Genomic DNA, 22,318 nt, shown 5'->3' with positions numbered 1-22,318 from the left:
GCCCCACGAACCCACCCCCACCCCGCCAGGCCACCGGCGGATTCTCGACCTCAGGCGCCCCACCAACCCACCCCCACCCCCACCCCACCCACCAACCCCAAGACTCACGACCTTAGAGAGCCACGGACGAGACCGTAGTCGGCGTAGTGGTCGGCCGAGAACCCAAAGGGGATCTACGTCGTCAAGGTGATGCATGGCCGATGTAATTGATTCACGAACGCTCTGATCTCCAGAATCCCAGAAGAGTCGGCCCGAACAGTCCCGGACGCGCGTGTCCACGTCCCACGTCGAGGCCGCGAACCACCGGCCCCGACGTGGACACGGGGTGAGAGCTCGAACTCAGGCGGAGGTGTCCAGGGTCAGCTTGCCGATGGTGGCCCGTGAGCGAAGGTCCTCATGGGCACGACGGGCCTCCGACAGCGGATAGCTCTGGCCCTGGATCGGACGTAGTTTCCCCTCGATGACCAGGGCGAACAGCTCTCGCATGGCGGTGCCGACCACGTCGCCGGGAAGCATCCAGGCGTGCGGCAGCCACATGCCGGCGACCGTGGTGGAGAAGCGCATGAGGTTGGAGGGCTGGATCGGCTTGGGCGCCTCCCGGGAGGCCATGCCGTAGAACGCCAGGCGCCCGAACGGTGCCAGGGCGCGCACGCTCTCGTCGGTGACGCGCCCGCCCACCATGTCGAGTACGACGTCCACGCGGCGGCCCTCGTTGGCCTCGATCAGTGCGGCGGTCATGTCGGAGGCGGCGGAGTCCACCACGGCGTCGGCGCCCAGTTCCAGGGCCAGTGCGCGCTTGTCCTCGCTGCCGGCCACCGCGATCACCCGGCCTGCGCCCAAGTGCGCGGCCAGCTGCACCGCGAGAGTGCCCACGCCTCCTCCGGCGGCGTGTACCACCACCGATTCTCCGGGTTCCATGCGCACGCTCTTGCGCAGCAGGACCCAGGCGGTGGCGCCTTGGACGATGAGCGCGAGCGCGGCTTCGTCGGAGACGTCCTCGGGGATCTCGTAGGTCGTGTTCGGATCGGCCACGGCCTTCTCGGCGTAGCCGCCGCCCCCGTTGAGCAGGCCCACGACGCGGCGGCCGTCGGCGGTGCGTCCGGCGATCTCGGCGCCGGGGACCATCGGCAGGGTGGAAGGCGCCAGATAGCTGTTCTCGGCCTGATGTGTGTCGGCGAAGTTCACGCCGCTGCGGGTGACGTTCACGAGGAGTCGTCCCGGGCCGGGCTCGGGGTCGGGCAGCTCGGTGGGGATGAGGACCTCGGGTCCGCCGAACTCGGTGATCTGGATGGCGCGCATGGGCGGGTCCTTCCGTCGGAGAGGCATACCGACCAGATGGTATGACGACCAGATGGTATGACATGGAGAGGGTGATGGGGGTGGGTGCCCCGCCGGGCCCCTCCCGGTCCGCCGTGGGTGTCGGTGGCGCGGAACCGGGGGCCGGATCGATCTTCTGTGGGGGTGGCCGGTCGCGTCGGCCCGGGAGTCGTCCGAGGCGGATCCGGCCCTTGCGTCCCGCCTGGTGAAGTGGGTCGGGATGGTTCGGGGCTTGCGCGGATAAACCTAACGTTGTTAGGTGGGGTGGACGCCGTGAACCCCGAGGAGGCCCCACGTGGACGCCGAACAGATCGTGACGACCGTGAACGGCCCCGTTCGCGGTACACCCTCGACCCGGGCCGAAGGGGTCACGGTCTACCGCGGCATCCCCTACGCCGCCGCGCCCTTCGGGGAGCACCGCTTCGCCGCCCCCGCACCGGCTCCCCCCTGGGACGGGGTGCGTGACGGTTCGGGGTTCGGTCCGCCCCCGCCCCAGGGCAGGCAGCTCATCGGCGCCGCGCATTGGAACCCCGACACCTCGCTGGACTGCCTGGTCCTGAACGTGTGGACCGTGGCCTCGTCCGATTCCCCGGCCCCGGTCCTGGTGTGGATCCACGGCGGCGCCTACATCGTCGGATCCGGAGCCGAGGGCACCTACGAGGGCTCCCATCTGGCCGCCGAGGGAACGGTGGTGGTGAGCGTCAACTACCGGTTGGGCTTCGAGGGCTTCGGGCACGTGCCCGGGCGTCCCGACAACCGGGGACTGCTCGACCAGGCCGCGGCCCTGCGCTGGGTGCGCGACAACATCGCGGCGTTCGGCGGTGACCCCGACAACGTCACCATCGCGGGCGAGTCCGCCGGCGCTGGTTCCGTCGTCGGCCTCATGGCCATGCCCGACGCCCACGGTCTGTTCCGGCGCGCCATCGCCCACAGCGTCCCCGGTGACACGATCACCGTCGACACCGCCCGGCGGGTGTCGGAATCGGTGGCCAAGGCCGCCGGGGTGCCGTTGGAGGCCGAGGCGTTGGCCGCGCTGGCCCCGGAGGAGATCCTGGCGGCCACCGACGTGGTCCTGTCCGGCAGCGGCACGTCGAGCGGGGGAGTGCGCACCAAGGCGTTCACCTGCTACGCGCCGGTGGTGGGTGGCCCTGAACTCCCCGAGGAGCCACTGGTGGCCATCGCCCGCGGCGACGCAACCGACGTCGACCTGCTCGTCGGCCACAACACCGAGGAGTACCGTCTGTTCACCGAGCTCGGCCAGTCGGTGGAGATCGACGGTGAGGAGGCCTTGGCGGCCACCGCCGCCCGCCTGGGGTTGGGCGAGGACGCAGTGGGCGTCTACCGCTCGGTGTACCCTGATGCCTCGCTGCGGGGACTGTTCAACGAGATTCGTGGCGACGCGATGTTCTGTGAGTACTCGGTGCGTGTGGCCGAGGCGCAGGCCCAGGCCGGGGGCCGTGCCCACTTCTTCCGTTTCGCCGCCCAGAGCCGCACGATGGAGGGCAGGCTGGGAGCCTGCCACGCTTTCGACCTGCCCTTCGCCTTCGGTAACCTTGACAGTGACCTGGCGGTCTTCCTGTGCGACGGAGAGCCCGACGAGGGGCTGCGGGCGTTGTCGGCGCGGATGGTCGCGGCCTGGCGTGACTTCGCCGCCACCGGTGATCCGGGATGGTCCGCGGTGCGACCGGAGAGCACCGTGGTGCGGGTGTGGAACGTGACCGACTCCGTGCGGGAGGGCGACGACTCCCCGCTCCGAGGGCTGTGGTCGAAGGTGGACTTCGCGCCGCGCTAGGTGTCCGTCGACACCGGCCCCGGTGGCTGCGGCGCTGTCCATGGCACCGATGTACGACATGCGATCAGGGGATCCATGGTGTCCGAGGGGACTGTTGTCGTGGAAGAGGTATCGGACGCGTTGTCGGAGGCGCGTGAGGACGTCACGCGCTTCCTGCTGTCCTACAAGTTCGCCATCGACACCCTGATGGCGAAGGTGAACATCCTCAACGAGGAGTTCCGTTACACCAACGACCACAATCCGATCGAACACGTGGACTCCCGGCTCAAATCACCGGCCAGCATCCTGGAGAAGGCGCGTCGGCGTGGCGTACCGCTGGATCTGGAGAGCATCGCCAAGGAGGTCCTGGACATCGCCGGGATCCGGGTGACGTGCAGTTTCGTCTCCGACACCTACGCGATCCGGGACATGCTGTCCGGGCACGAGGACATCCAGGTCATGGAGGAACGGGACTACGTCTGCTCCCCCAAGGTCAACGGCTACCGGAGTCTGCACCTGTTGGTGCGTACCCCGGTCCGGATGTCGGACCGGACCATCGAGGTCCCGGTGGAGATCCAGATCCGTACCATCGCGATGGACTTCTGGGCGAGCCTGGAGCACAAGATCTACTACAAGTACGCCAAGTCGGTGCCCCAGGAGCTGTTGGACGAGTTGCGGACGGCGGCCGAGACCGCGAATCGGTTGGACGAGACGATGGAGCGGTTGCACAGCGAGGTGCGTGAACTGGGTGACCGCGCCCAGGTACCGCTGCCGGGGCCGGAGGAGCTGCGCAGGATCCCGATCGCCGACGAGTTGCTGGACGCCCTGGCCGAGAGGGTCAACGCGCGCCGTACCGACTGACCCCCGACCCGCCCGGCAAGAGCCGGTAAAACCTGAAGACTCGACGCGTTCCGACCGTTTGGCCGGTGCTCCGCCCGGTAACCCGTGGAGGACGGGACCCGTCCGCTCTCGGGAGGAACCGGCCTTGGACACCACGATCACTCTGAAGGTGGACGGTGAGCGCCACGAGCTCACCGTCGACACCCGGACCACACTGCTGGACGCGCTGCGTGACGGTCTGGGGGTGTACTCGCCGAAGAAGGGCTGCGACCACGGCCAATGCGGGGCCTGTACCGTCCTCCTGGCGGGGCGGCGGGTCCTGGCCTGCCTGGCCCTGGCCGTCGCCCACGACGGCGCGGAGGTGACCACGGCCGCGGGGCTCGGGCGGGGAGACGAGCTCCATCCGGTCGCTCGTGCGTTCCTGGACCACGACGGTTTCCAGTGCGGCTACTGCACACCGGGGCAGATCTGTTCGGCGGTGGGCATGCTGGCCGAGGCCGAGCGGGAGTGGCCCAGCCACGTCACCGAGGACCTGGAAGCTCCCGTGGAGATGGACGAAGCCGAGATCCGGGAGCGCATGAGCGGCAACATCTGCCGTTGCGGTGCCTATCCGGGCATCGTCGGCGCGATCGGGGAGGTCCTTCGATGATCCCGTTCGTCTACTCCCGCCCCGGCGACGCGGCCGAGGCGGTCGAGGCCGTCGCGGGCGACCCCGGCGCGACCTTCCTGGCCGGGGGCACCAACCTGGTCGACCACATGAAGCTGGGGATCGCCTCGCCCACCGCACTGGTGGACGTGCGCGAGGTGGTCGATGACGCCGTCGAGGAGCTGCCCGGGGGCGGGGTCCGGATCGGTGCCGGGACGACCAATAGCGAGCTGGCCGCCCATCCGTTGGTCCGCCGTCGATACCCGTTGCTCTCCTCGGCCCTGTTGGCCGGGGCCTCGGGGCAACTGCGCAACATGGCCACGACCGGCGGGAACCTGCTCCAGCGCACCCGCTGCGTCTACTTCCAGGACGTCACGACCCCCTGCAACAAACGTGAACCGGGCAGTGGATGCTCGGCCTTGGAGGGGCATGGGCGCGACAACGCCGTCCTGGGTGCCTCGGAACGGTGTGTGGCCACCCACCCCTCCGACATGGCGGTGGCGATGCTGGCCCTGGACGCGGAGGTGCGCGTGCTGGGCCCGTCGGGCGAACGCCGGGTGCCGCTGGCCGACTTCCACCGTCTACCGGGGGCCGAACCCGAGCGCGACACAGTTCTCGAACACGGCGAACTCATCACCGCGGTGGACCTGCCCGCGCCACAGGAAGGGGCCAGGTCGACCTACCGCAAGGTACGTGAACGGGCCTCCTACGCGTTCGCGCTGGTCTCGGTGGCCGCGCTCGTGAGCGTGCGGGGCGGACAGATCGCGGACACGCGGATCGCCTTCGGTGGCGTGGCCCACGCCCCATGGCGGGCCCGGCGGGCCGAGGAGGTGCTGCGGGGCCGACCGGTGACCGAGACGGCCTTCCGGGTGGCGGCCGAGGCCGAGTTCGCCGAGGCTCGTACCGGCCGGGACAACGCCTTCAAGGTGCCGTTGGCGATCAACACGTGCGCGGCGGTGCTGCGTTCTTTGACGGAGGTGAACGGGTGAGCGGCGAGACGACGGGAATCGGGAACGACGGTCCGCAGACGGTGGGCACGAGGGCCGGGGCCATCGGTGCCCCGATGGAACGGTTGGAGGGACGGGCCAAGGTGACCGGCACCGCCCCCTACGCCTATGAGCATTCCTTCGATGGCGCCCTGTACCTGCACCCGGTGCTCTCGACCGTGGCCCGGGGCCGAGTACGTTCGATGGACACTGCGCGGGCCGAGGCGGTCGAGGGGGTGCGGGCGGTCCTGACCCCGTGGAACGCTCCGCGCCTGGCCCGGACCGACGACCGCGAGTTCACCGTTCTGCAGGACGGTGAGGTGTACTTCCGCGGCCAGTTCGTCGCCGCCGTGGTCGCCGACGGTCCCGAGACCGCGCGTCGGGCGGCCGATCTGTTGGTCGTGGACTACGAGGTCCACGACCACCAGGTGGATCCGTCCGCGCCCGGCCGGGAGACCTACCGACCGAGCGCGGAAGACACAGGGGTGGAGGCCGACACCGAACAGGGCGACGTGGAGGGCGCCCTGACCGAGGCCATGGTGCGGATCGATCGGAGCTACCGGACACCGCGCGAGTACAACAACCCGATGGAACCGCACACCACGATCGCGCTGTGGGAGGAGGGCCCCGATCGGCTCACGTTGTACGACTCCACACAGGGCGTGCACGTGGTTCGCGGGACCGTGGCGGAGGTCTTCGGGCTCGCACCCGAGCGTGTGCGGGTGATCTCCCCGCACGTGGGCGGCGGGTTCGGTTCCAAGGGGTCGGCCCACGCGCACAACGTCGTGGCGGCGTTGGCCGCGCGTGCCCTGCCCGGGCGACCGGTGAAGTTCGCGCTGACACGACGGCACATGTTCTCGTTGGTGGGGTACCGACCGGACACGCGGCACCGGATCCGGTTGGGTGCCTCGGCGGAGGGCCGGCTCGGTGTGCTCGTCCACGACGTGGTGGAGACGACCTCCCGGGCCAAGGAGTACGCGGAGATGAGCGGTTCTTGCTCGCGGATGATGTACGCGTCACCCGCTCGTCGAACGTCGCATCGGTTGATTCCCCTGGACGCGCCCATCCCGTTCTGGATGCGTGCGCCCGGGGAGGCACCGGGGATGTTCGCGTTGGAGACGGCGATGGACGAGCTCTCCTACGCCTGTGGTCTGGACCCCATCGAGTTGCGGGTGCGCAACGAACCGGAGCGGGATCCCGAGACCGGACTGCCCTGGTCGGGACGGAACCTGCTGGAGTGCCTGCGTCGAGGCGCGGAGCGGTTCGGCTGGGGGGATCGGGACCCCGAACCCCGGGCGCACCGGGACGGCGACCGATGGGTGGGCACCGGGATGGCCGTCGCCACCTATCCGAGACTGATCATGCCGGGATCGGAGGCCGAGATCGTCCACGAATCGGACGGGCACTACACCGTCTCCATCGGGGCCGCCGACCTGGGAACCGGAACCTGGACGGCCCTCACCCAGATCGCCGCCGACGCCCTGGGGTGCGACACCGGGCGTGTGCGGTTGCGGATCGGGGACACGGACCTGCCCTCGGCCAGTGTGGCGGGTGGTTCGTCGGGGATCTCCTCGTGGGGTTCGGCCCTGGTGGCGGCGGCTCGTGCCTTTCGCGAGGAGCACGGGAACGATCCGTCCGTCGGGGCGCGGTCGCGGGCCGGCACGCCGCAGAATCCGGATCGGGAGAGGTACGCGTTGCATTCGTTCGGCGCCCACTTCGCCGAGGTTCGGGTCGACGCGGACACCGGTGAGGTGCGCGTGCCACGGATGTTGGGGGTCTTCTCCGTGGGGCGGATCATCAACCCGAGGACCGCGCGGTCGCAGTTCGTGGGCGGCATGGTGATGGGGATGTCGATGGCCCTGCACGAGCATGGTGTGGTGGATCCTCGGTTCGGCCATGTGGTCAATGGCGACCTGGCCGAGTACCACGTGCCCGTGAACGCGGACGTGGGCCGGGTGGAGGCGGAGTGGCTGGAGGAATCGGATCCGCACGTGAACGCCCTGGGCGCCGCGGGGGTCGGCGAGATCGGGATCGTCGGTAGTGCGGCGGCGGTGGCCAACGCCGCCTTCCACGCGACGGGCACCCGGGTGCGTGAGCTGCCGTTGACCCCGGACCGGTTCCTGGTGTGAGCGTCGCGGCCGTGGCCACTCCGGAAGCCGAGGTTTGGGGTCGGTGGCGTAGGGCAATACTGCGCTTGGGAGCGCTCTCGGCCGGAAAGCCGAAGGACGCGAGTAAAGATGAACACCGACCCCGCGACCCCCACTACCACCCCCGATCTGCGCCGTACCCTGACCAGGACCGCGGTCCTGGGCGCGGTGACCCTGCTCGGTGTCGGCCTCGGTGCCGTCCCGGCCTCGGCGCACGGCTCCATCGTCGACCCCGCCGCCCGGGCCTACGGTTGCTTCGAGCGTTGGGGCGACGACCACCTGAACCCGGACATGGAGCAGGAAGACCCCATGTGCCGGCAAGCGTGGCAGGCCGACCCCGACGCCATGTGGAACTGGAACGGTCTGTACCGCGAAGGTGTGGCCGGCGACCACCGGGGCGCCATCCCCGACGGCACGTTGTGCAGCGGTGGACAGACCTGGAGCGGCAGGTACGACGCCATGGACACCGTGGGGGAGTGGCGGACCACTCCGGTGGGTGAGGACTTCTCCCTCCACCTGCACGACGGCGCCCAGCACGGTGCCGACTACTTCCAGGTCTACGTCACCGAGGAGGGCTTCGATCCGACCACGCAGGAACTGGGCTGGGACGACCTGGAACTGGTCGAGGAGACCGGGTCCTATCCACCCGTGATGGACATCGAGATCGACGTGAGCGTGGCGGGTCGCACCGGCGAGCACATCGTCTACACGATTTGGCAGGCCTCGCACATGGACCAGAGTTACTACTTCTGTAGCGACGTGGACTTCGGCTGATCGGCCGGAGCCGATTCGGGCGACGGGGTCGGAGAGGACGCACCTCCCGGCTCCGTCGCCCGACACGTGGTGTTGCTCGCTATTGGCTACTTGCCCAGGCCGGCACGGCGCAGGGCGTCGGCCATGGCGCCCGAGGGGGCCGGAGCGCTGTCGCGTCCGCCTCGCCGGTCGCCGCCGTTGCCGCCCCGCTTGTCGCCACGTCCCTTGCCACCGCCGTTGCCGTTGCCGCGACGACGCTCGCCGCCGCGTCCGTCGCGCTCACCATGGTCGCCGCGGCCACCTCCCTGCGGCGCCTCGTCGTCCAGGCGCATGGTCAGCGAGATGCGTTTGCGCGGGATGTCCACGTCCTGCACCTTGACCTTGACGATGTCACCGGGCTTGACGATGTCGCGCGGGTCCTGCACGAACTTGTCGGACAGCGCCGACACGTGCACCAGTCCGTCCTGGTGCACGCCCACGTCCACGAACGCGCCGAAGGCGGCCACGTTGGTGACCACGCCCTCCAGGATCATGCCCTGTTCGAGGTCGCCCAGCTTCTCCACACCCTCCTTGAAGGTGGCGGTGGCGAAGGCCGGACGAGGGTCGCGGCCCGGCTTGTCCAGCTCGCTGAGGATGTCGGTGACGGTCGGCAGGCCGAACTTGTCATCGACGAAGTCCTCGGGGCGGATGCTTGCGAGCGCCTTCTTGTTCCCGATCAGCGTGGACAGGTCGCCGCCGGTCGAGTCCAGCATGCGCCGCACCACCGGGTAGGCCTCGGGATGGACCGCGGAGGCGTCCAGCGGGTCGTCGCCGCCCCGAACCCGGAGGAAGCCCGCGCACTGCTCGAAGGCCTTGGGGCCCAGGCGCGACACCGAACGCAGCGCCTCTCGGCTGCGGAAGGGGCCGTTGGCGTCACGGTGGGCGACGATGTTGCGGGCCAGGGTGGAGGTCACCCCGGACACCCGGGTCAGCAGCGGCACCGAGGCGGTGTTGACGTCCACGCCCACACCGTTCACGCAGTCCTCGACCACCGCGTCCAGCGAACGCGACAGCTTGGCCTCGGCCAGGTCGTGCTGGTACTGGCCCACGCCGATGGACTTGGGGTCGATCTTGACCAGCTCGGCCAAGGGGTCCTGTAGTCGGCGGGCGATGGAGGCGGCGCCGCGCAGCGACACGTCCAGGTCGGGCAGTTCCTCGGAGGCGTAGGCCGAGGCCGAGTAGACCGACGCGCCTGCCTCGGAGACCATCACCTTGGTGAGCTTCAGGTCGGGGTGGAGCTTGATGAGGTCGGCGGCGAGCTTGTCGGTCTCCCGGGAGGCGGTGCCGTTGCCGATCGCCACCAGTTCCACCTCGAACGCGGCGCACAGTTTGGCCAGGCGGTCGATGGAGCCGTCCCAGTCACGGCGCGGGGCGTGCGGGAAGATCGTGTCGGTGGCCACGACCTTGCCGGTGGAGTCGGTGACGGCGACCTTCACGCCGGTGCGCAGGCCCGGGTCCAGGCCCAGCGTGGAACGGGTTCCGGCCGGGGCAGCCAGTAGTAGGTCCCGCAGGTTGGCGGCGAAGACGTTCACGCCGTCGTCCTCGGCCTGCTGCCACAGGCGCATGCGCACGTCGATGTCCAGCCGGACCAGGATGCGGGTGCGCCAGGCCCAGCGCACGGTGTCCTGTAGCCACCGGTCGGCCGGGCGACCTCGGTCGACGATGTCGAAGTGGGAGGCGATGGCGTTCTCGTAGCCGCTGCGCGGCACGGTGCCGTCGGGGCCCGCGTCGGGGGTCTCCTCCGGGTCCAGATCGAGGGTGAGGATCTCCTCCTTCTCCCCCCGGTACATGGCCAGCACACGGTGGGAGGGCAGCGCGGTGAGGGGTGCGGAGAAGTCGAAGTAGTCGGCGAACTTGGCGCCGGCCTCTTCCTTGCCCTCACGGACGGTCGAGCCCAACCGGCCCTTCTCCCAGAGGCGTTCGCGCAGGTGACCGGTGAGGTCGGCGTCCTCGGCGAAGCGCTCCACAAGGATGGAGCGGGCGCCGTCCAAAGCGGCCTTGGTGTCGGCCACGCCCTTGTCGGCGTCCACGTAGGAGGCCGCGACCTCCTGCGGATCCTGGGCGGGGTCGTCGAACAGCCCGTCGGCCAGGGGTTCGAGACCGGCCTCGCGGGCGATCTGTGCCTTGGTGCGGCGCTTGGGCTTGTAGGGGAGGTAGATGTCCTCCAGACGGGCCTTGGAGTCCGCCGCTTGGATACGGGCCTCCAGCTCGTCGTCCAACTTGCCCTGGGAGCGGATCGACTCCAGGATCGCGGTTCGACGTTCACCCAGTTCACGTAGGTAACGCAGACGTTCCTCGAGTTCGCGCAGTTGGGCGTCGTCCAGCGCGCCGGTCACCTCCTTGCGGTACCGGGCGATGAAGGGCACGGTCGATCCGCCGTCGAGGAGCTCGACGGTGGCGCGGACCTGGTGCGTGCCAACGCCGAGTTCCTCGGCGATGCGCTGGTCGATCGTGGGTGTCACAGGGGTCGTCACGTTGGTCAACGTCCACTCTTCGGCTGTTCGGTGCGCGGACATTCTCGCGGCGCGCGCGGGTGTTGTCATCCCGGCACGTCGTCGGTCCGTCACTCCCAGGTTCCCGCATCCGTGGAGGTGGTCGGTCCCGGCCCGGGTCAGGAACCGTTGCCTTCGAGGAAGTCGGGGGCGTAGTACTCGTCGACGGGTGTGGGTCCGCGGTAGCCCTGGCACATGCACTGGCGGTAGGTGGAGTCGGCCTGTCCCGTCCAGCGACCGGGGATGACGACCTGGGTCAGGCAGCGCTTGGTCTCCTGGTCGTGGAAGACGAGGTTGTGGCCGCAGCCGCAGATGGGCTGGGGGTTCGCGGGTCGACCCTGGCCTCCTTGGAGTGCGCGGGGGTCCGGGTGGTGGGGGTGGAGCTGTCGAGTGATCTGCCGCTTGGTGGTGAACCGGCCCGCGAGGTATCCACCGACCGCGATGGCCACTCCGATGACCATGGAAACCGGATCCATGCGGTGACACGCTCCTTCGTCTTGAAACCCTTGCGCCTCGGCTCGCGCTCGACGTGCGCTCGCTCCCATTGTCACCCATACGACGGTGGCTGACGAGGAAGTGGTTCCCACTTCGGGGGAGCGGTTTCCCGAAGTTCCCAAAGAAAATTCTGCAAAGGTATTTTTGCAAAGATCCCTTTGGGTTACGGTTCCGGTATGAGCGAGGAACCAGAATCCACCGAGTCCCGCCCCTTGGACGTGGGAGCCGAGGCCCTGCGCGGTCTGGCCCACCCGCTGCGCGCCCGCATCCTGGACCAGTTGCAGCTCCATGGCCCGGCCACCGCCACCATCCTGGGCGAGCGCCTGGGGGAGAGCAGTGGCTCCACCAGCTACCACCTGCGCCAACTGGCCCGGTTCGGGTTCGTGGAGGCCGACCCCGGCCACACGGGCAAACGGGACCGATGGTGGCGGGTCCGCTCGGGTGGCTGGCGTCTCAGCGGAACCGAGCTCCGGCGCGACCCGGCAACCCGCGAGGCCGCCGAGATCGTCCTGGACCGCTACTACGGCGGACGCGGGGAACGGCTCGACCGCTGGCGGGCCCTGGTCGAGGAACGACCCGACGACCCGAAGGTCCGCCGCTGGCGGCGGGCCGCACAAGACTCGGTGTCCCACGCGCGGATGACCCCTGAGGAGGCCGAGGAGTTCGCCGATGAGCTCCAGGACTTCATCCGCGCCCGGACCGGCCGTTTCCGGGGGCGTACCGCCCAGAGCCACCCCGACACCGAAGCGGTGGAGTTGCAGACAGACCTGTTCCCCGACCTCGTCGAGAAGGACACCGAACCCGACGAGCGGTAGTGCCACCTGAGAACCCCATCCCCCATCAGGAGTCGCACCATGACCGCAGCACCCACCACAGAGAACACCCGCCCCGAACGACTGGGCGCCGACTTCCACCGCTTCTGGGGCGCCGGCGTGTTCACCAACCTGGCCGACGGCATGCTCGTCGTGGCGCTGCCGTTGATCGCCGTCTCCCTCACCCGTGACCCGCTGCTCATCTCCGGGCTGACCGCCGCGCGGTTCCTGCCCTGGCTGCTGCTGGCCCCGCTGTCGGGGGCGCTCATCGACCGAGTGCACCGCATGCGCGCCATGGTCGTGTCCAACACGCTCGCCACCCTGGTCATGGTCGCCCTGCTGCTGGCCCTGGCGACCGGGAACCTGACGATCCAGGTGCTGTACGCGGCGATCTTCGCGGTCATCGCCTGCGAGACCGTCACCGACCCGGCGAGCCGCATCGCGGTGGTCCCACTGGTGCCGAAACGTCTGCTGGACCGTGCCAACAGCCGGGTGGAGGGGGGCCGGTTGGTCGCCCAGGACTGCCTGGGGCGGTCGGTGGCCGGGTTCCTGTTCGCCGCCGGAGCGGCGGCGCCCCTGCTGGGCATCGCCGGTTCCTACGCCCTGTGCGTGGTGCTGCTGTGCGCCGTTCCGATGGTGTGGCGCCGCTCCGCTCCGGCGGATGAAGCGGACGCACACGCCGGGCCCAAGGGATTTTGGCGCTCGACCGGGGAAGGGTTCCGGCAGGTCTTCGGTGACAGGATCCTGCGCGGCAACATGTTCTGCAACGCGGGGATGATGATCGGCGTGAACATGGGCGGCGCCGTGCTGGTGCTCTACGCGCAGCAGGGGCTCGGCGTCCCCGCCGTGCTCTTCGGGGTCTTCACCTTGTCGTCCGCGATCGGCGGTGTCCTCGCCACCCTGGTGACCGACCGGCTGATCCTTCGCCGGGGGCGACGCACGGTCGTTTTCGGCGGCTACCTGGCGGTGGCGGCCTGTTCGGTCGGTGTGGCCCTGGTCCCTGGCCCCTACACGGCATTCGCCTTCCTCGTGGGGCTCGGCTTTTGCGTCGTGGCCTCCAACATCGCGGCCAGTCCCTACCACCAGACCGTGGTCCCCGATCATGTGCGCGGGCGGGTCGCCGGGGTGAGCAGGATGATCGGTTGGGGCGTCACCCCGATCGGCGCGCTGCTGGGCGGGACGCTCGGACGCGTCGACCTCGCGCTGCCGTTCCTGGTCGGTGGGGTGATCATGGCCCTCACCGTGTTCCTCGCCGGGAAGGTCATCGCGGAGACGGCCCGCCGGGTCGACCTGGCACTGTCCGAAGGGGGCCAGGAGGGGTGAAGGAGGCGGGCCCGGCCCGCCGGCTCGGGGACGACCCGACGGGCCCTGGGAAGCGCGTGGCCTCAGGCCTGCTCGCGCAGTTTCTTGAGGGTGGTCACGTCCTCGGCGTGCGGCCCCTCCGGGCCGGGGGTCTCCAGGGTGATGGGAACCCCGGCGGTCACCGGGTGGCGGAACAGCTCGGCGAACGGCTCGGCGCCGATGTGGCCCTTGCCGATGTTCTCGTGCCGGTCCTTGTTGCTTGCGCACGGCGCCTTGGAGTCGTTGCAGTGGATGAGCTTGAGCCGGTCGGCGCCCACCACCTCGCCGAAGCGGTCCAGCGCCTCGCGCATGCCCTCCACCGTGGAGATGTCGTGACCGGCGGCGAACAGGTGCGCGGTGTCCAGGCACACACCCACGTTGGGGTGCCACTCCAGGGCCTCGAAGTAGGGGACCAGGTCGTCGACGGTTGCGCACAGCACCTGGCCCTGACCGGCCATGGGCTCCAACAGCAGCGGGGGAACGTCCTCGCCCAGTCGCTCCAGCATCGGCAGCAGGCGCTCGCGGGCACGGGTCAGTCCGTCCTCACGGGTGCCCGAGACGGCCGAACCGGTGTGCATGACCGCACCCAACGCGCCGATCCGCGCGCTTCGCCGCAGCGCGTGTTCCATCGAGACGATGGACTTGGCGGCGGTCTCCTCACTGGGGGTGCCGGGGTTGATCAGGTAGGGGGCGTGCACGAACACGGGCAGGTCGGCGCGCTCGCGCATCATCGCGTCCTGCGTCGGGTCGCCGTCGTTGGTGGCCCACCCGCGGGGGTTGGACACGAACACCTGGACGGTCTCGGCGCCGATCTTCTCCGCGTAGGCCAGGCCCTTGGTGGCCATGCCGCCCGCGACCGGAACGTGCGCGCCGATCGGGGACTGAGGTCTTTGTTCGGTGTTGTTCATCGTCGAACCACCTTAGGTCGGGCGGTGGGCCGATGGGCCGTGCGGCCGCTCACACCGGAGACGGTCCTCAGCGGCGTTCGCGCAGTTCGGTGAGCATCCCGGGGAGTTCCCACAGCACGGTGACGTGGCCGTGGTCGGGCAGCATGCGCAGTTCGGTCCCGGGTACGAGCATGGCGGTGTGCGTGGCGTGTGCCAGGGGCACCACGGTGTCCTGGTCTCCGTGGGCCACCAGGAACGAAGAGGCGACGGCCGAGGGATCGAAGGTCCAGGGGCGGCCCTGGACCCAGGCGTCCTGGGTGTAGCCGCCGACCCCTTGGGCGAAGGCCTCCTTGGCCGAGGCGGCCAGGTGCGGGAGGTGTCGGGTGGCGAACAGCTTCCGGTCCGGTTCGGGCCACTCGGAGGGGCTATCGCCGAGGTTGCGCTCGCCCCATTCCAGGGCGGCCTCCTCGTCGGGCAGCCGCATCATGGCGCACTCGTCCGGTGAGTAGCCCTCCCAGGCCGGCGCCCAGGCGAAGTCGGTGACCCCGCCCAGGACGACCGTGCCGTGCACCCGGTCGGGCAGCAGGGCGGCGGTGACCACGCCGTAGGGGCCGCCGGAGGAGTGCGCGGCCACCAGGAACCGGTCCAGGCCGAGGGCGTCGGCGAAGGCGGCCATGTCGTCGGCCCAGTCGGTGAGGGTGCGCCCCGGTGCGGGGGCCGAACCGCCGTAGCCGGGTCGGTCCGGTGTGAGCACCCGCAGACCGGCCGATGCGAACTCGGTGTGCTGGTCGCCCAGGTTCCGGCGACTCATCGGGGCACCGTGGAAGAACAGGGCGGGGGTGCCGTCGGGGTCGCCGATGTCGGTGTAGGCGACCTGACGTCCGTGGAGTTCGACCGTGCCGTCCCGCATGTGGTTCCCGCCTCCCGCTCGCCGATGCCCGCACTCTAGGCGGCGCCCTCTTCGGCGGCAAACAGGGAGCACGCCCTGTGGCCTCTCGCCGTCGCGTGTACGGGTCCCTGCCCGGTTCCCTCACCCCGCCGGACGACGGGCGTTGTCGGGCACCGCTCAGCGCCGACACCGTAGTCACCGACCGACTGCGGGCTCTGGGTGCCCGGCTCGGCCGATGAGGCGTTCGAGTACGTGCGCGGTGCCACGGAGCGTTAGTCTCGTGCCCGTGAGCACCTCTACCACGCATCCGGCCACCCTTTTCGACGTCGTCACCGCCTTCGAGGAGGTCTACCCGCCATCGTGGGCCGCCTCCTGGGACGCGGTCGGTCTGGTCTGCGGAGACCCGGAACAACCGGTGGAGAAGATCCTGTTCGCGGTCGACCCGGTGGACGCCGTCGTCGACGAGGCCCTCACCCGGGGCGCCGACCTGATCATCACGCACCACCCGCTGATGCTGCGCGGGGTCACCAGCGTGGCCGCGAACACCCCCAAGGGTCGGATCGTGCACAGGCTCATCCGTTCGGGCGTGGCCCTGTACACCGCCCACACCAACGCCGACACCGCATCACCGGGGGTCTCCGACGCCCTGGCACGTGCCGTCGGGCTCACCGGACAGTTGCGTCCGCTGGATCCCGACACCACCGACCCCGAGGGGCGGCGCGGTATCGGGCGCGTCGGTGAACTGCCCGCCCCGCTCCTGCTGCGCGACTTCGCCGACCAGGTCGCCCAAGGGTTGCCGGCCACCGCCGCCGGCATCCGGGTCGCCGGGGACCCGGACCGCCAGATCAGGACCGTGGCCGTCTCCGGCGGTGCCGGGGATTCCCTGCTGGACGCGGCCCGCGCCGCCGAGGTGGACGTCTACGTCACCTCCGACCTGCGCCACCACCCGGCCTCGGAGTTCGTCGAACGGCCCGGTGCCCCCGCCCTGATCGACACCGCGCACTTCGCCAGTGAATGGCCGTGGTTGGCCGACGGTGCGAGCCACCTGGGCGACGTGCTCGGGCGTTCGGTCGGCCCGAATGGGGCTAACGTGGAGATCCACGTGTCGACCACCGTGACGGACGCCTGGTCACAGACCTTCCAACACGTGTAGAACCCGCAGTACCGACGACCACAACTGCACAGAGCGCGGGCGGCCCTTGTAGGCCTCCCCACCGCGATCCTCAGGAGACCCCAAGTGAAAGCCGAACCCGCCGCGCAGGCCAGACTCCTCGACCTTCAGGCCCTGGACTCCGAGCTCCGGCGTCTGGAGCACCGCCTCCACAACCTGCCCGAGATCGTCGAGGCGGCCGAGCTCAAGCAGCGGGCCGACGCCCTGGAAGCCGATCTGATGACGGCCCAGACCAAGGCCTCCGACATCCAACGCCATCAGCGCAAGGCCGAGAGCGACGTCGAGCAGGTGCGCGCCCGCGCCGATCGTAACGCCGAGCGTTTGGAGTCGGGTGCGATCACCAACGCCAAGGACCTGCAGAACCTGCAATCGGAGATCGAATCGTTGGGGCGTCGCCAGTCCGAACTGGAGGAGATCGTCCTGGGGGTCATGGAGGAGGCCGAGACGATCAGCGCCGACGTCGCTCGCCTGGGCGAGGAGCGTGAGGCCGCGGTGGCCGAGGTCACCGAGGTCACCGCCCGCCGCGACACCGCCGCCGCGGAGATCCAGTGGGATCGCACCCGTATCACCCAGGACCGTGAACGGGTGGCGGGCGAGATCCCCGATGACCTGCTGAAGTTCTACGACAAGCTGCGTGGCCAGTACGACGGTGTGGCCGTCGCTCCGCTGCGCTATGGCCGTTGTAACGGTTGCAAGCTGGCGCTGAGCACCATGGAACTCAACGAGATCCGGGCCGCGGCGGCCGACGAGGTCGTTCGCTGTGAGGAGTGCAGGCGCATCCTGGTGCGCACCGAGGAATCGGGACTGAACGCGCCCGCCGCCGAATGAGCCGTGTTCGAGGCGCGCCCGACGCCGAGCCGACCCGGCTGCTCCTGCTCCGGCACGGGCGGACACCGCTGTCCGTCGAACGGCGCTTCGCCGGACGCGGCGACGTCCCCCTCACGGAGGCGGGCCATGCCCAGGCCGAGGCGGCCGCGCGCCGTGTGGCCGAGATCGGTGTCGACGTGATCGTCGCCTCGCCGCTGGCGCGTACCCGGCTGACCGCCGGGTACGCGGCCGACCTGCTGGGACTCCCGGTGGAGTTGGACGAGGGGTTCGTGGAGACCGACTTCGGGGTCTGGGAGGGCCTGACCTTCGCCGAGGCGCGCGAACGCGACGCCGAGCACGTCGACCGTTGGCTGTCCGACCCCGAGACGGGGCCGCCCGGGGGAGAGAGCTTCGCCCAGGTGGCCGATCGCGTCGTGAGGGCCCGCGATGCCCTGCTGGAACGCCACCGGGGTCGTCGGGTGCTGTTGGTCAGTCACGTCACCCCGATCAAGATCACCGTCCAGCAGGCGATGCTCGCCCCCATCGAGGCGCTGTACCGCATGCACTTGGACACGGCGTGCCTGACGGAGGTGGATTGTTACGCGGACGGTCCCCAGGTGGTGCGCTCCCTCAACGACATCGCCCACTTGAAGGGGCTAGACTGACCCTCGGAGGGGAGTCGGCCAGACGGTCGCGGATCCGCGTTCGACGCGGGTTCGAGGAAAGTCCGGACTCCACAGGGCAGGGTGGTCGGTAACACCGACCCGGGGTGACCCGCGGGACAGTGCCACAGAAAGCAGACCGCCACCGCTCGCGGTGGTAAGGGTGAAACGGTGGTGTAAGAGACCACCAGCGGCCGGAGTGATCCGGACGGCTAGGTAAACCCCACCCGGAGCAAGGTCAAAAAGAGAACCCTCGGGTTCTCGCGCGGATGTTCGAGGGCGGCCCGCCCGAGTCCGCGGGTAGACCGCACCGAGGTCGTCGGTAACGGCGACCCCAGATGGATGACCGTCCGGTCCGTCAGGACCCGACAGAATCCGGCTTACCGGCCGACTCCCTCCTCTCTTAGCGTCTGACCTGCGAATACTCCGAATTTCGCTTGGGTGTGAGGGCTCTTCGGTGCGAGGGCGTGGGCTCGGTCGTCCCGCCGGACGGGCCCTCCCATGACCACCCCGGTGGACCGCGACTCCGTCGATACGGCGTCGGTGTCCGCGACCTGGTACTTCGTTTCCATCTCCCGCATCGGTGATCTTTGGTGACCCTTTCGCGGAGCGTATCGGCGTGGGGCCGGATATACCGGGGATACGGGGATACCGCTTCGTGGTGATGGTCCGAACCCCTATGTCACCGGTAGATTGACCCATGCGCTCCGGTCCCCGGGGCACGAACGCCCGCGGGCCCGATGGGGTCGGGCCGACGGGCATCCGCGTTCATGGGAATGGGTGACTCTCGTTGGACTCCACCGCCGTCTGGGTGGTCCTCTTCGGCCTACCGATCCTGGCGATCGTGGCGATCATCCTGCTCGCCATGTACCAGGCATCAGGCGTTCAGCAGGACGGGCGTGACGACGCTCCGGACGACGATTCCGCCGGCTGAGGCGGCGGAACCGGCCCGGACCCGCCCCGGACGCTCTGGACCGGGGCGAAGTCGCCGGTCACGGGGTCCAACAGGTGCACCCTCGCCGACTCCAGGTCGTAGTACATGCCCGAAAGGGTCAGTTCACCCGTCTCCAGTTTCTCGCGGACCGTCGGGTGCTTCTCGAGGTTGGCGAGCTGCTCGACCACGTTGGCCCGGGCCAGGCGACGTAGTGCCTCGGCGGTGGGCAGCGCGGTGAGCTCGGTGTGTTCGGCGTGGGCCCGGTGCAGGCTCGCGTCGCCCCTGGCCAACCAGCGGCGGATGTACGTGGTCTCCGCTTCCTCGGGCTTCCGGTGGGTCCGGTCCAGGAGTGCCTGCATGGCCCCGCAGCGAGAGTGACCGCACACCACGATGGAGGGCACCCGCAACACGTTGACGGCGTACTCGATCGCGGCGCCCACGGAACCGTCGGGGTCGTCGGGGGCGGGTACCAGGTTGCCCACGTTGCGCACCGTGTACAGGTCGCCGGGGCCGCTGGCGGTGATCAGGTTGGGCACCACTCGGGCGTCGGCGCAGGTGATGAACAGCGCGGTGGGACGGTGGCCGTGTTCCAGTCGGCTCATCACCGAACGCATACGGTCGGCGGTGCTCGCGTGGTACTCCCGGGCTCCGGCGGTGAGCAGACCGAGCGGGTGGGCCTCCTCCTCGGTCCGGTGGGCACGGTCGCGCATGTCCCAGGGCGCCCACCAGCGGCCCTTGGGCACGGTCTTGGCGGCCGGAGCGGAACGGTCGGAGCTGCGCGCGTACCACTGCTCGTGCACCTCGTCGATGTCCACGCTCCCACCGGTGCGTTCGTGGTCCACCCGCCAGGCGTGGATGGCCTCGAAGGCGGCGTGGTCCATGAAGTCCACGTGCAGGTCCAGGTCCACGCGGGTTCCCGCCGGGATGGTGCGCAGCACGTGTGTGAGACGGGGCACCCCCAGGAACGTGAGTGAGCCGTCCACCGTGACGTGCGCGCGGCCGTCGTGTTCCTCGGTGGTCACGGTGAGCCTGGTCAGTCGTCGCAGGGACATGATCATGGCGAGCGCGAACCCGATGCACACCCCTTCCAACAGCCCCAGGAACACCACGGTGGACAGGGTGACCAGGTAGACGGCGGCCTCGTGGTGACGGCGTAGGTCGCGCAGGTGCGCCAGGGACACCATCTGTGTGCCGATGAACACCAACAGCGCGGCCAGCGCCGCCATCGGGATCAGTTCGACCACGTGCGCGAAGAACGCCACGAACAGCAGGATCCACACCCCGTGCAGGATCGTGGAGAGCGGGCTTCGGGCCCCGGCGCGCACGTTGGCGGTGCTGCGCACGATCACCCCCGCGACGGGCAGCCCACCGAGGACGCCGCTGACGGTGTTGGCGGCGCCCTGGCCGCACAGTTCGCGGTTGAGTCGGACACGGCGGCCACTGTGCAGGCGGTCCACGGCGATGGCGGCCAGGAGTGATTCGACACTGGCGACCATGGCCACGGCCGCCACCGCCAGGGCGATTCCGTGCCACTGGCCGGGCTCGGGCAGGGCGGGTCCGTTCCACGCCTCGGCCAGGGAGGCGGGCAATGTGACGGTCTCGACCTCCCAACGTCCCAGGGTCGCGATGACGGTGGCGGTGCCTACGGCGACCAGAGCGGCCGGGATCACGCCCGGCCGGACCCCGGCGATGGCGGGCAGCCGGTTCCAACCGAACATGATGGCGATGGTGACGACCCCGACCAGGACCGCCGCGGTGTGGTTCTGCGCGACCTGTCGCGGTAGGTCGGCGATGTTGGCCAGGGCGGAGCTTTGGGGTGCGCCGCCGAGGACCACGTGGAGTTGGGCCAGGGCGATGGTCACGCCCACCCCGGCGAGCATGCCGTGGACGACGGCGGGGGAGACGGCCAGGGCGGCGCGCGCGATGCGGAACGCGCCCAGGGCCAGCTGGACCAGGCCCGCCAACAGCGTGATCAGGCAGGTGACCCGCCAGCCGTAGGTCAGGATCAGGTCGGCGACGATGATGGTGAGTCCGGCGGCGGGGCCGCTGACCTGGACCACCGAACCGCCGACCAGGCCGGCGACGACGCCGCCCACGACGGCGGCGATGATGCCCGCGATGAGGGGCGCGCCGGAGGCGACGGCGATCCCCAGGGACAAGGGGACGGCGACCAGGAAGACCACGAGGGAGGCGCCGACGTCTGCGGCGAGGCCCTTGCGGTCCGGATGGGTTTGTGGCGGCGGGGAGGTGACTCCTCGCCGCCCGGGTAGTGCTCCCTGGGCGTCGTTGCGCATGGTTGCTCCGTTCGGGTCGAACCGGGCGGGTGCGCGCGGGGGCGCACGTGGACGGGGGTGTCCGTCGACGGGGCCGTGCGGTGGTGCGCCTGACAACGGGGGCACCCCGATGAGTGCATGTTCAATCACTTATTGTAGTCAATATTCATGACACCGAGTGACGAATCAGTGCGGTTCTGGTAACCGTTCTCTTCGCTCGGAGTGTCAGGGGAAACGAACGGGACATAAGAAAACCGAGGTGGCGGGGTTTCCGCCACCTCGGTGGGATGAAGCGATGAATCCGACGTCGTTCCCGCGGGGCCGGGTCGATGTCACGCTCGGTCGCGCGACACCGGACCCGGCTGTACGGTCACCGGAAACGCCCGTCCTCGTAACCGCCCTCGTAGTAGTCCTGGCCGTAACCGGAGCGGGGCTCCTCGTCGTAGATCCCCTGTCCCGGACGCGGGGCGGGACCCCCGTATTGCGGGCCCGCGCCGGGTCCGCCCTCAGGGTGCCGGTCGTCCGCCTGCGGGTAGCCGTAGTCCGAGGGCGGGAAGCCCCCGCCCAGCATGTCCGAGTAACCGCCCTGACCGCCGGGAACGCCGGGCCCACCCGGTCCGCCCTGGCCGCCGAGACCCGGTGGGGACCCACCCTGGCCCAACGGCCGTCCGAACCGATCGGTCTGTTGCGGCTGCTGCTCGCTGTAGGGCAGGCCGCTGAACTGGCCGCTCTGGTAGGTGCCGTACCCGGGGTCGGTGGGGTATCCGCCGGTCGGATACGGGTCGGATCGACCCGGCCAGCCCTGCTCACCGGGCCCACCCGGCATCTGCGTGGGCCGACCGGGCCCCCCGTAGCCGGACCCCTCCGGGGAGTCCCACAGGGGGGCGTTGCCTGAGTAGCCCGTGCCCAGGGCCCCGGGCATGGAGGGCCCGCCCGGTGCCATCGGCCCACCTGGAACCCCTGGTCCACCGGGTACGCCCAGGGCTCCCGACGCGCCGGGAGTGTCGAATCGGCCGGGATCACCCTGGCTGGTCGGTCCGCCTTGGTGGCCCGATC

The 22,318-nt window shown here is 70.0% G+C and carries 19 protein-coding genes, 1 other RNA gene and 1 pseudogene; 14 read left to right on the top strand and 7 right to left on the bottom strand.

Features of this window, described 5'->3' with window-relative positions; all coding sequences use genetic code 11:
- Positions 1-339: 339 nt before the first annotated feature.
- Entirely contained in the window at positions 340-1,299 is a 960-nt protein-coding gene (locus tag NLI01S_RS05215) for a quinone oxidoreductase family protein (protein ID WP_067600022.1), read from the bottom strand.
- Between the two features lie 313 nt (positions 1,300-1,612).
- Here NLI01S_RS05215 and NLI01S_RS05210 point away from each other — a divergent pair, with 313 nt between their 5' ends.
- From NLI01S_RS05210 to NLI01S_RS05185, 6 genes are all read left to right on the top strand, one after another.
- Entirely contained in the window at positions 1,613-3,109 is a 1,497-nt protein-coding gene (locus NLI01S_RS05210; RefSeq protein WP_067600019.1) for a carboxylesterase/lipase family protein, read from the top strand.
- Positions 3,110-3,184: 75 nt separating this feature from the next.
- Entirely contained in the window at positions 3,185-3,949 is a 765-nt protein-coding gene (locus NLI01S_RS05205) for a GTP pyrophosphokinase (protein WP_067600017.1), read from the top strand.
- A 124-nt stretch (positions 3,950-4,073) separates the two neighbouring features.
- Positions 4,074-4,577, top strand: coding sequence for a 2Fe-2S iron-sulfur cluster-binding protein (locus NLI01S_RS05200; RefSeq protein WP_067600015.1), 504 nt, complete (start codon positions 4,074-4,076; stop codon positions 4,575-4,577).
- Positions 4,574-5,563 (top strand): FAD binding domain-containing protein, encoded by a 990-nt coding sequence (locus NLI01S_RS05195; protein ID WP_067600012.1) that lies wholly within the window; start codon positions 4,574-4,576, stop codon positions 5,561-5,563. Before NLI01S_RS05200 ends, NLI01S_RS05195 begins: the two co-directional genes overlap by 4 nt.
- Positions 5,564-5,637: 74 nt before the next feature.
- Entirely contained in the window at positions 5,638-7,689 is a 2,052-nt protein-coding gene (locus tag NLI01S_RS05190) for a xanthine dehydrogenase family protein molybdopterin-binding subunit (protein ID WP_067600035.1), read from the top strand.
- Between the two features lie 108 nt (positions 7,690-7,797).
- Positions 7,798-8,481 (top strand): lytic polysaccharide monooxygenase auxiliary activity family 9 protein, encoded by a 684-nt coding sequence (locus NLI01S_RS05185; RefSeq protein ID WP_084392325.1) that lies wholly within the window; start codon positions 7,798-7,800, stop codon positions 8,479-8,481.
- Positions 8,482-8,567: 86 nt separating this feature from the next.
- On the opposite strand, the gene NLI01S_RS05180 is transcribed toward NLI01S_RS05185, so the two are convergent.
- Positions 8,568-10,961 (bottom strand): Tex family protein, encoded by a 2,394-nt coding sequence (locus tag NLI01S_RS05180; protein WP_190318369.1) that lies wholly within the window; start codon positions 10,959-10,961, stop codon positions 8,568-8,570.
- Between the two features lie 149 nt (positions 10,962-11,110).
- A complete protein-coding gene (locus tag NLI01S_RS05175; RefSeq protein WP_067600009.1) occupies positions 11,111-11,467 on the bottom strand; it encodes a hypothetical protein in 357 nt (118 codons plus the stop codon).
- A 195-nt stretch (positions 11,468-11,662) separates the two neighbouring features.
- Here NLI01S_RS05175 and NLI01S_RS05170 point away from each other — a divergent pair, with 195 nt between their 5' ends.
- The gene (locus tag NLI01S_RS05170; protein WP_067600025.1) at positions 11,663-12,301 is read left to right on the top strand and encodes a winged helix-turn-helix domain-containing protein; all 639 of its coding nucleotides are present in this window, start codon (positions 11,663-11,665) and stop codon (positions 12,299-12,301) included.
- A 39-nt stretch (positions 12,302-12,340) separates the two neighbouring features.
- Positions 12,341-13,621: an MFS transporter gene (locus NLI01S_RS05165; RefSeq protein ID WP_067600006.1), complete on the top strand. Its 1,281-nt coding sequence runs from the start codon at positions 12,341-12,343 to the stop codon at positions 13,619-13,621.
- A 62-nt stretch (positions 13,622-13,683) separates the two neighbouring features.
- On the opposite strand, the gene NLI01S_RS05160 is transcribed toward NLI01S_RS05165, so the two are convergent.
- On the bottom strand, positions 13,684-14,547 hold the full coding sequence (locus NLI01S_RS05160) for a deoxyribonuclease IV (protein WP_067600003.1): 864 nt from the start codon (positions 14,545-14,547) through the stop codon (positions 13,684-13,686).
- 67 nt (positions 14,548-14,614) lie between these two features.
- Positions 14,615-15,436, bottom strand: a complete 822-nt coding sequence (locus tag NLI01S_RS05155; RefSeq protein WP_067600000.1) for an alpha/beta fold hydrolase — start codon at positions 15,434-15,436, stop codon at positions 14,615-14,617.
- Positions 15,437-15,513: 77 nt separating this feature from the next.
- Here NLI01S_RS05155 and NLI01S_RS25615 point away from each other — a divergent pair, with 77 nt between their 5' ends.
- The 6 genes from NLI01S_RS25615 (at position 15,514) to NLI01S_RS25950 (ending at position 18,989) form a co-directional block, all read left to right on the top strand.
- Entirely contained in the window at positions 15,514-15,654 is a 141-nt protein-coding gene (locus NLI01S_RS25615) for a hypothetical protein (protein WP_157090962.1), read from the top strand.
- Positions 15,655-15,695: 41 nt separating this feature from the next.
- Complete coding sequence (locus tag NLI01S_RS05150) at positions 15,696-16,568, top strand: Nif3-like dinuclear metal center hexameric protein (RefSeq protein WP_067599998.1); 873 nt, start codon at positions 15,696-15,698, stop codon at positions 16,566-16,568.
- Positions 16,569-16,652: 84 nt separating this feature from the next.
- Positions 16,653-17,414, top strand: coding sequence for a zinc ribbon domain-containing protein (locus NLI01S_RS05145; RefSeq protein WP_067599997.1), 762 nt, complete (start codon positions 16,653-16,655; stop codon positions 17,412-17,414).
- Complete coding sequence (locus tag NLI01S_RS05140) at positions 17,411-18,058, top strand: histidine phosphatase family protein (RefSeq protein ID WP_067599995.1); 648 nt, start codon at positions 17,411-17,413, stop codon at positions 18,056-18,058. Before NLI01S_RS05145 ends, NLI01S_RS05140 begins: the two co-directional genes overlap by 4 nt.
- A 10-nt stretch (positions 18,059-18,068) precedes the next feature.
- Positions 18,069-18,454, top strand: an RNA gene (gene rnpB / locus NLI01S_RS05135) — RNase P RNA component class A.
- Between the two features lie 391 nt (positions 18,455-18,845).
- Positions 18,846-18,989 carry a hypothetical protein gene (locus NLI01S_RS25950; RefSeq protein ID WP_190318368.1) on the top strand — a complete coding sequence of 48 codons (144 nt, stop codon included), beginning with the start codon at positions 18,846-18,848 and terminating at the stop codon, positions 18,987-18,989.
- Here the strand turns inward: NLI01S_RS25950 and NLI01S_RS05130 are convergent.
- Together NLI01S_RS05130 and NLI01S_RS05125 are read right to left on the bottom strand one after the other, a co-directional pair.
- Positions 18,941-21,283, bottom strand: coding sequence for a SulP family inorganic anion transporter (locus NLI01S_RS05130; RefSeq protein ID WP_067599993.1), 2,343 nt, complete (start codon positions 21,281-21,283; stop codon positions 18,941-18,943). The two genes, NLI01S_RS25950 and NLI01S_RS05130, sit on opposite strands and share 49 nt — an antisense overlap.
- Positions 21,284-21,632: 349 nt before the next feature.
- Positions 21,633-22,318: pseudogene (locus tag NLI01S_RS05125) on the bottom strand (hypothetical protein); the annotation flags it as partial.

The organism is Nocardiopsis listeri NBRC 13360 (assembly GCF_001570765.1).
Lineage (GTDB): Bacteria > Actinomycetota > Actinomycetes > Streptosporangiales > Streptosporangiaceae > Nocardiopsis > Nocardiopsis listeri.
This window is presented reverse-complemented; position numbering and strand designations above follow the sequence as displayed.

Bases quoted from the DNA above. Each gene is read 5' to 3' on its own strand.
- NLI01S_RS05215 (WP_067600022.1), bottom strand. From the start codon at position 1,299: ATGCGCGCCATCCAGATCACCGAGTTCGGCGGACCCGAGGTCCTCATC.
- NLI01S_RS05205 (WP_067600017.1), top strand. From the start codon at position 3,185: ATGGTGTCCGAGGGGACTGTTGTCGTGGAAGAGGTATCGGACGCGTTG.
- NLI01S_RS05195 (WP_067600012.1), top strand. From the start codon at position 4,574: ATGATCCCGTTCGTCTACTCCCGCCCCGGCGACGCGGCCGAGGCGGTC.
- NLI01S_RS05190 (WP_067600035.1), top strand. From the start codon at position 5,638: ATGGAACGGTTGGAGGGACGGGCCAAGGTGACCGGCACCGCCCCCTAC.
- NLI01S_RS05185 (WP_084392325.1), top strand. From the start codon at position 7,798: ATGAACACCGACCCCGCGACCCCCACTACCACCCCCGATCTGCGCCGT.
- NLI01S_RS05175 (WP_067600009.1), bottom strand. From the start codon at position 11,467: ATGGATCCGGTTTCCATGGTCATCGGAGTGGCCATCGCGGTCGGTGGA.
- NLI01S_RS05170 (WP_067600025.1), top strand. From the start codon at position 11,663: ATGAGCGAGGAACCAGAATCCACCGAGTCCCGCCCCTTGGACGTGGGA.
- NLI01S_RS05165 (WP_067600006.1), top strand. From the start codon at position 12,341: ATGACCGCAGCACCCACCACAGAGAACACCCGCCCCGAACGACTGGGC.
- NLI01S_RS05160 (WP_067600003.1), bottom strand. From the start codon at position 14,547: ATGAACAACACCGAACAAAGACCTCAGTCCCCGATCGGCGCGCACGTT.
- NLI01S_RS05155 (WP_067600000.1), bottom strand. From the start codon at position 15,436: ATGCGGGACGGCACGGTCGAACTCCACGGACGTCAGGTCGCCTACACC.
- NLI01S_RS05140 (WP_067599995.1), top strand. From the start codon at position 17,411: ATGAGCCGTGTTCGAGGCGCGCCCGACGCCGAGCCGACCCGGCTGCTC.
- NLI01S_RS05130 (WP_067599993.1), bottom strand. From the start codon at position 21,283: ATGCGCAACGACGCCCAGGGAGCACTACCCGGGCGGCGAGGAGTCACC.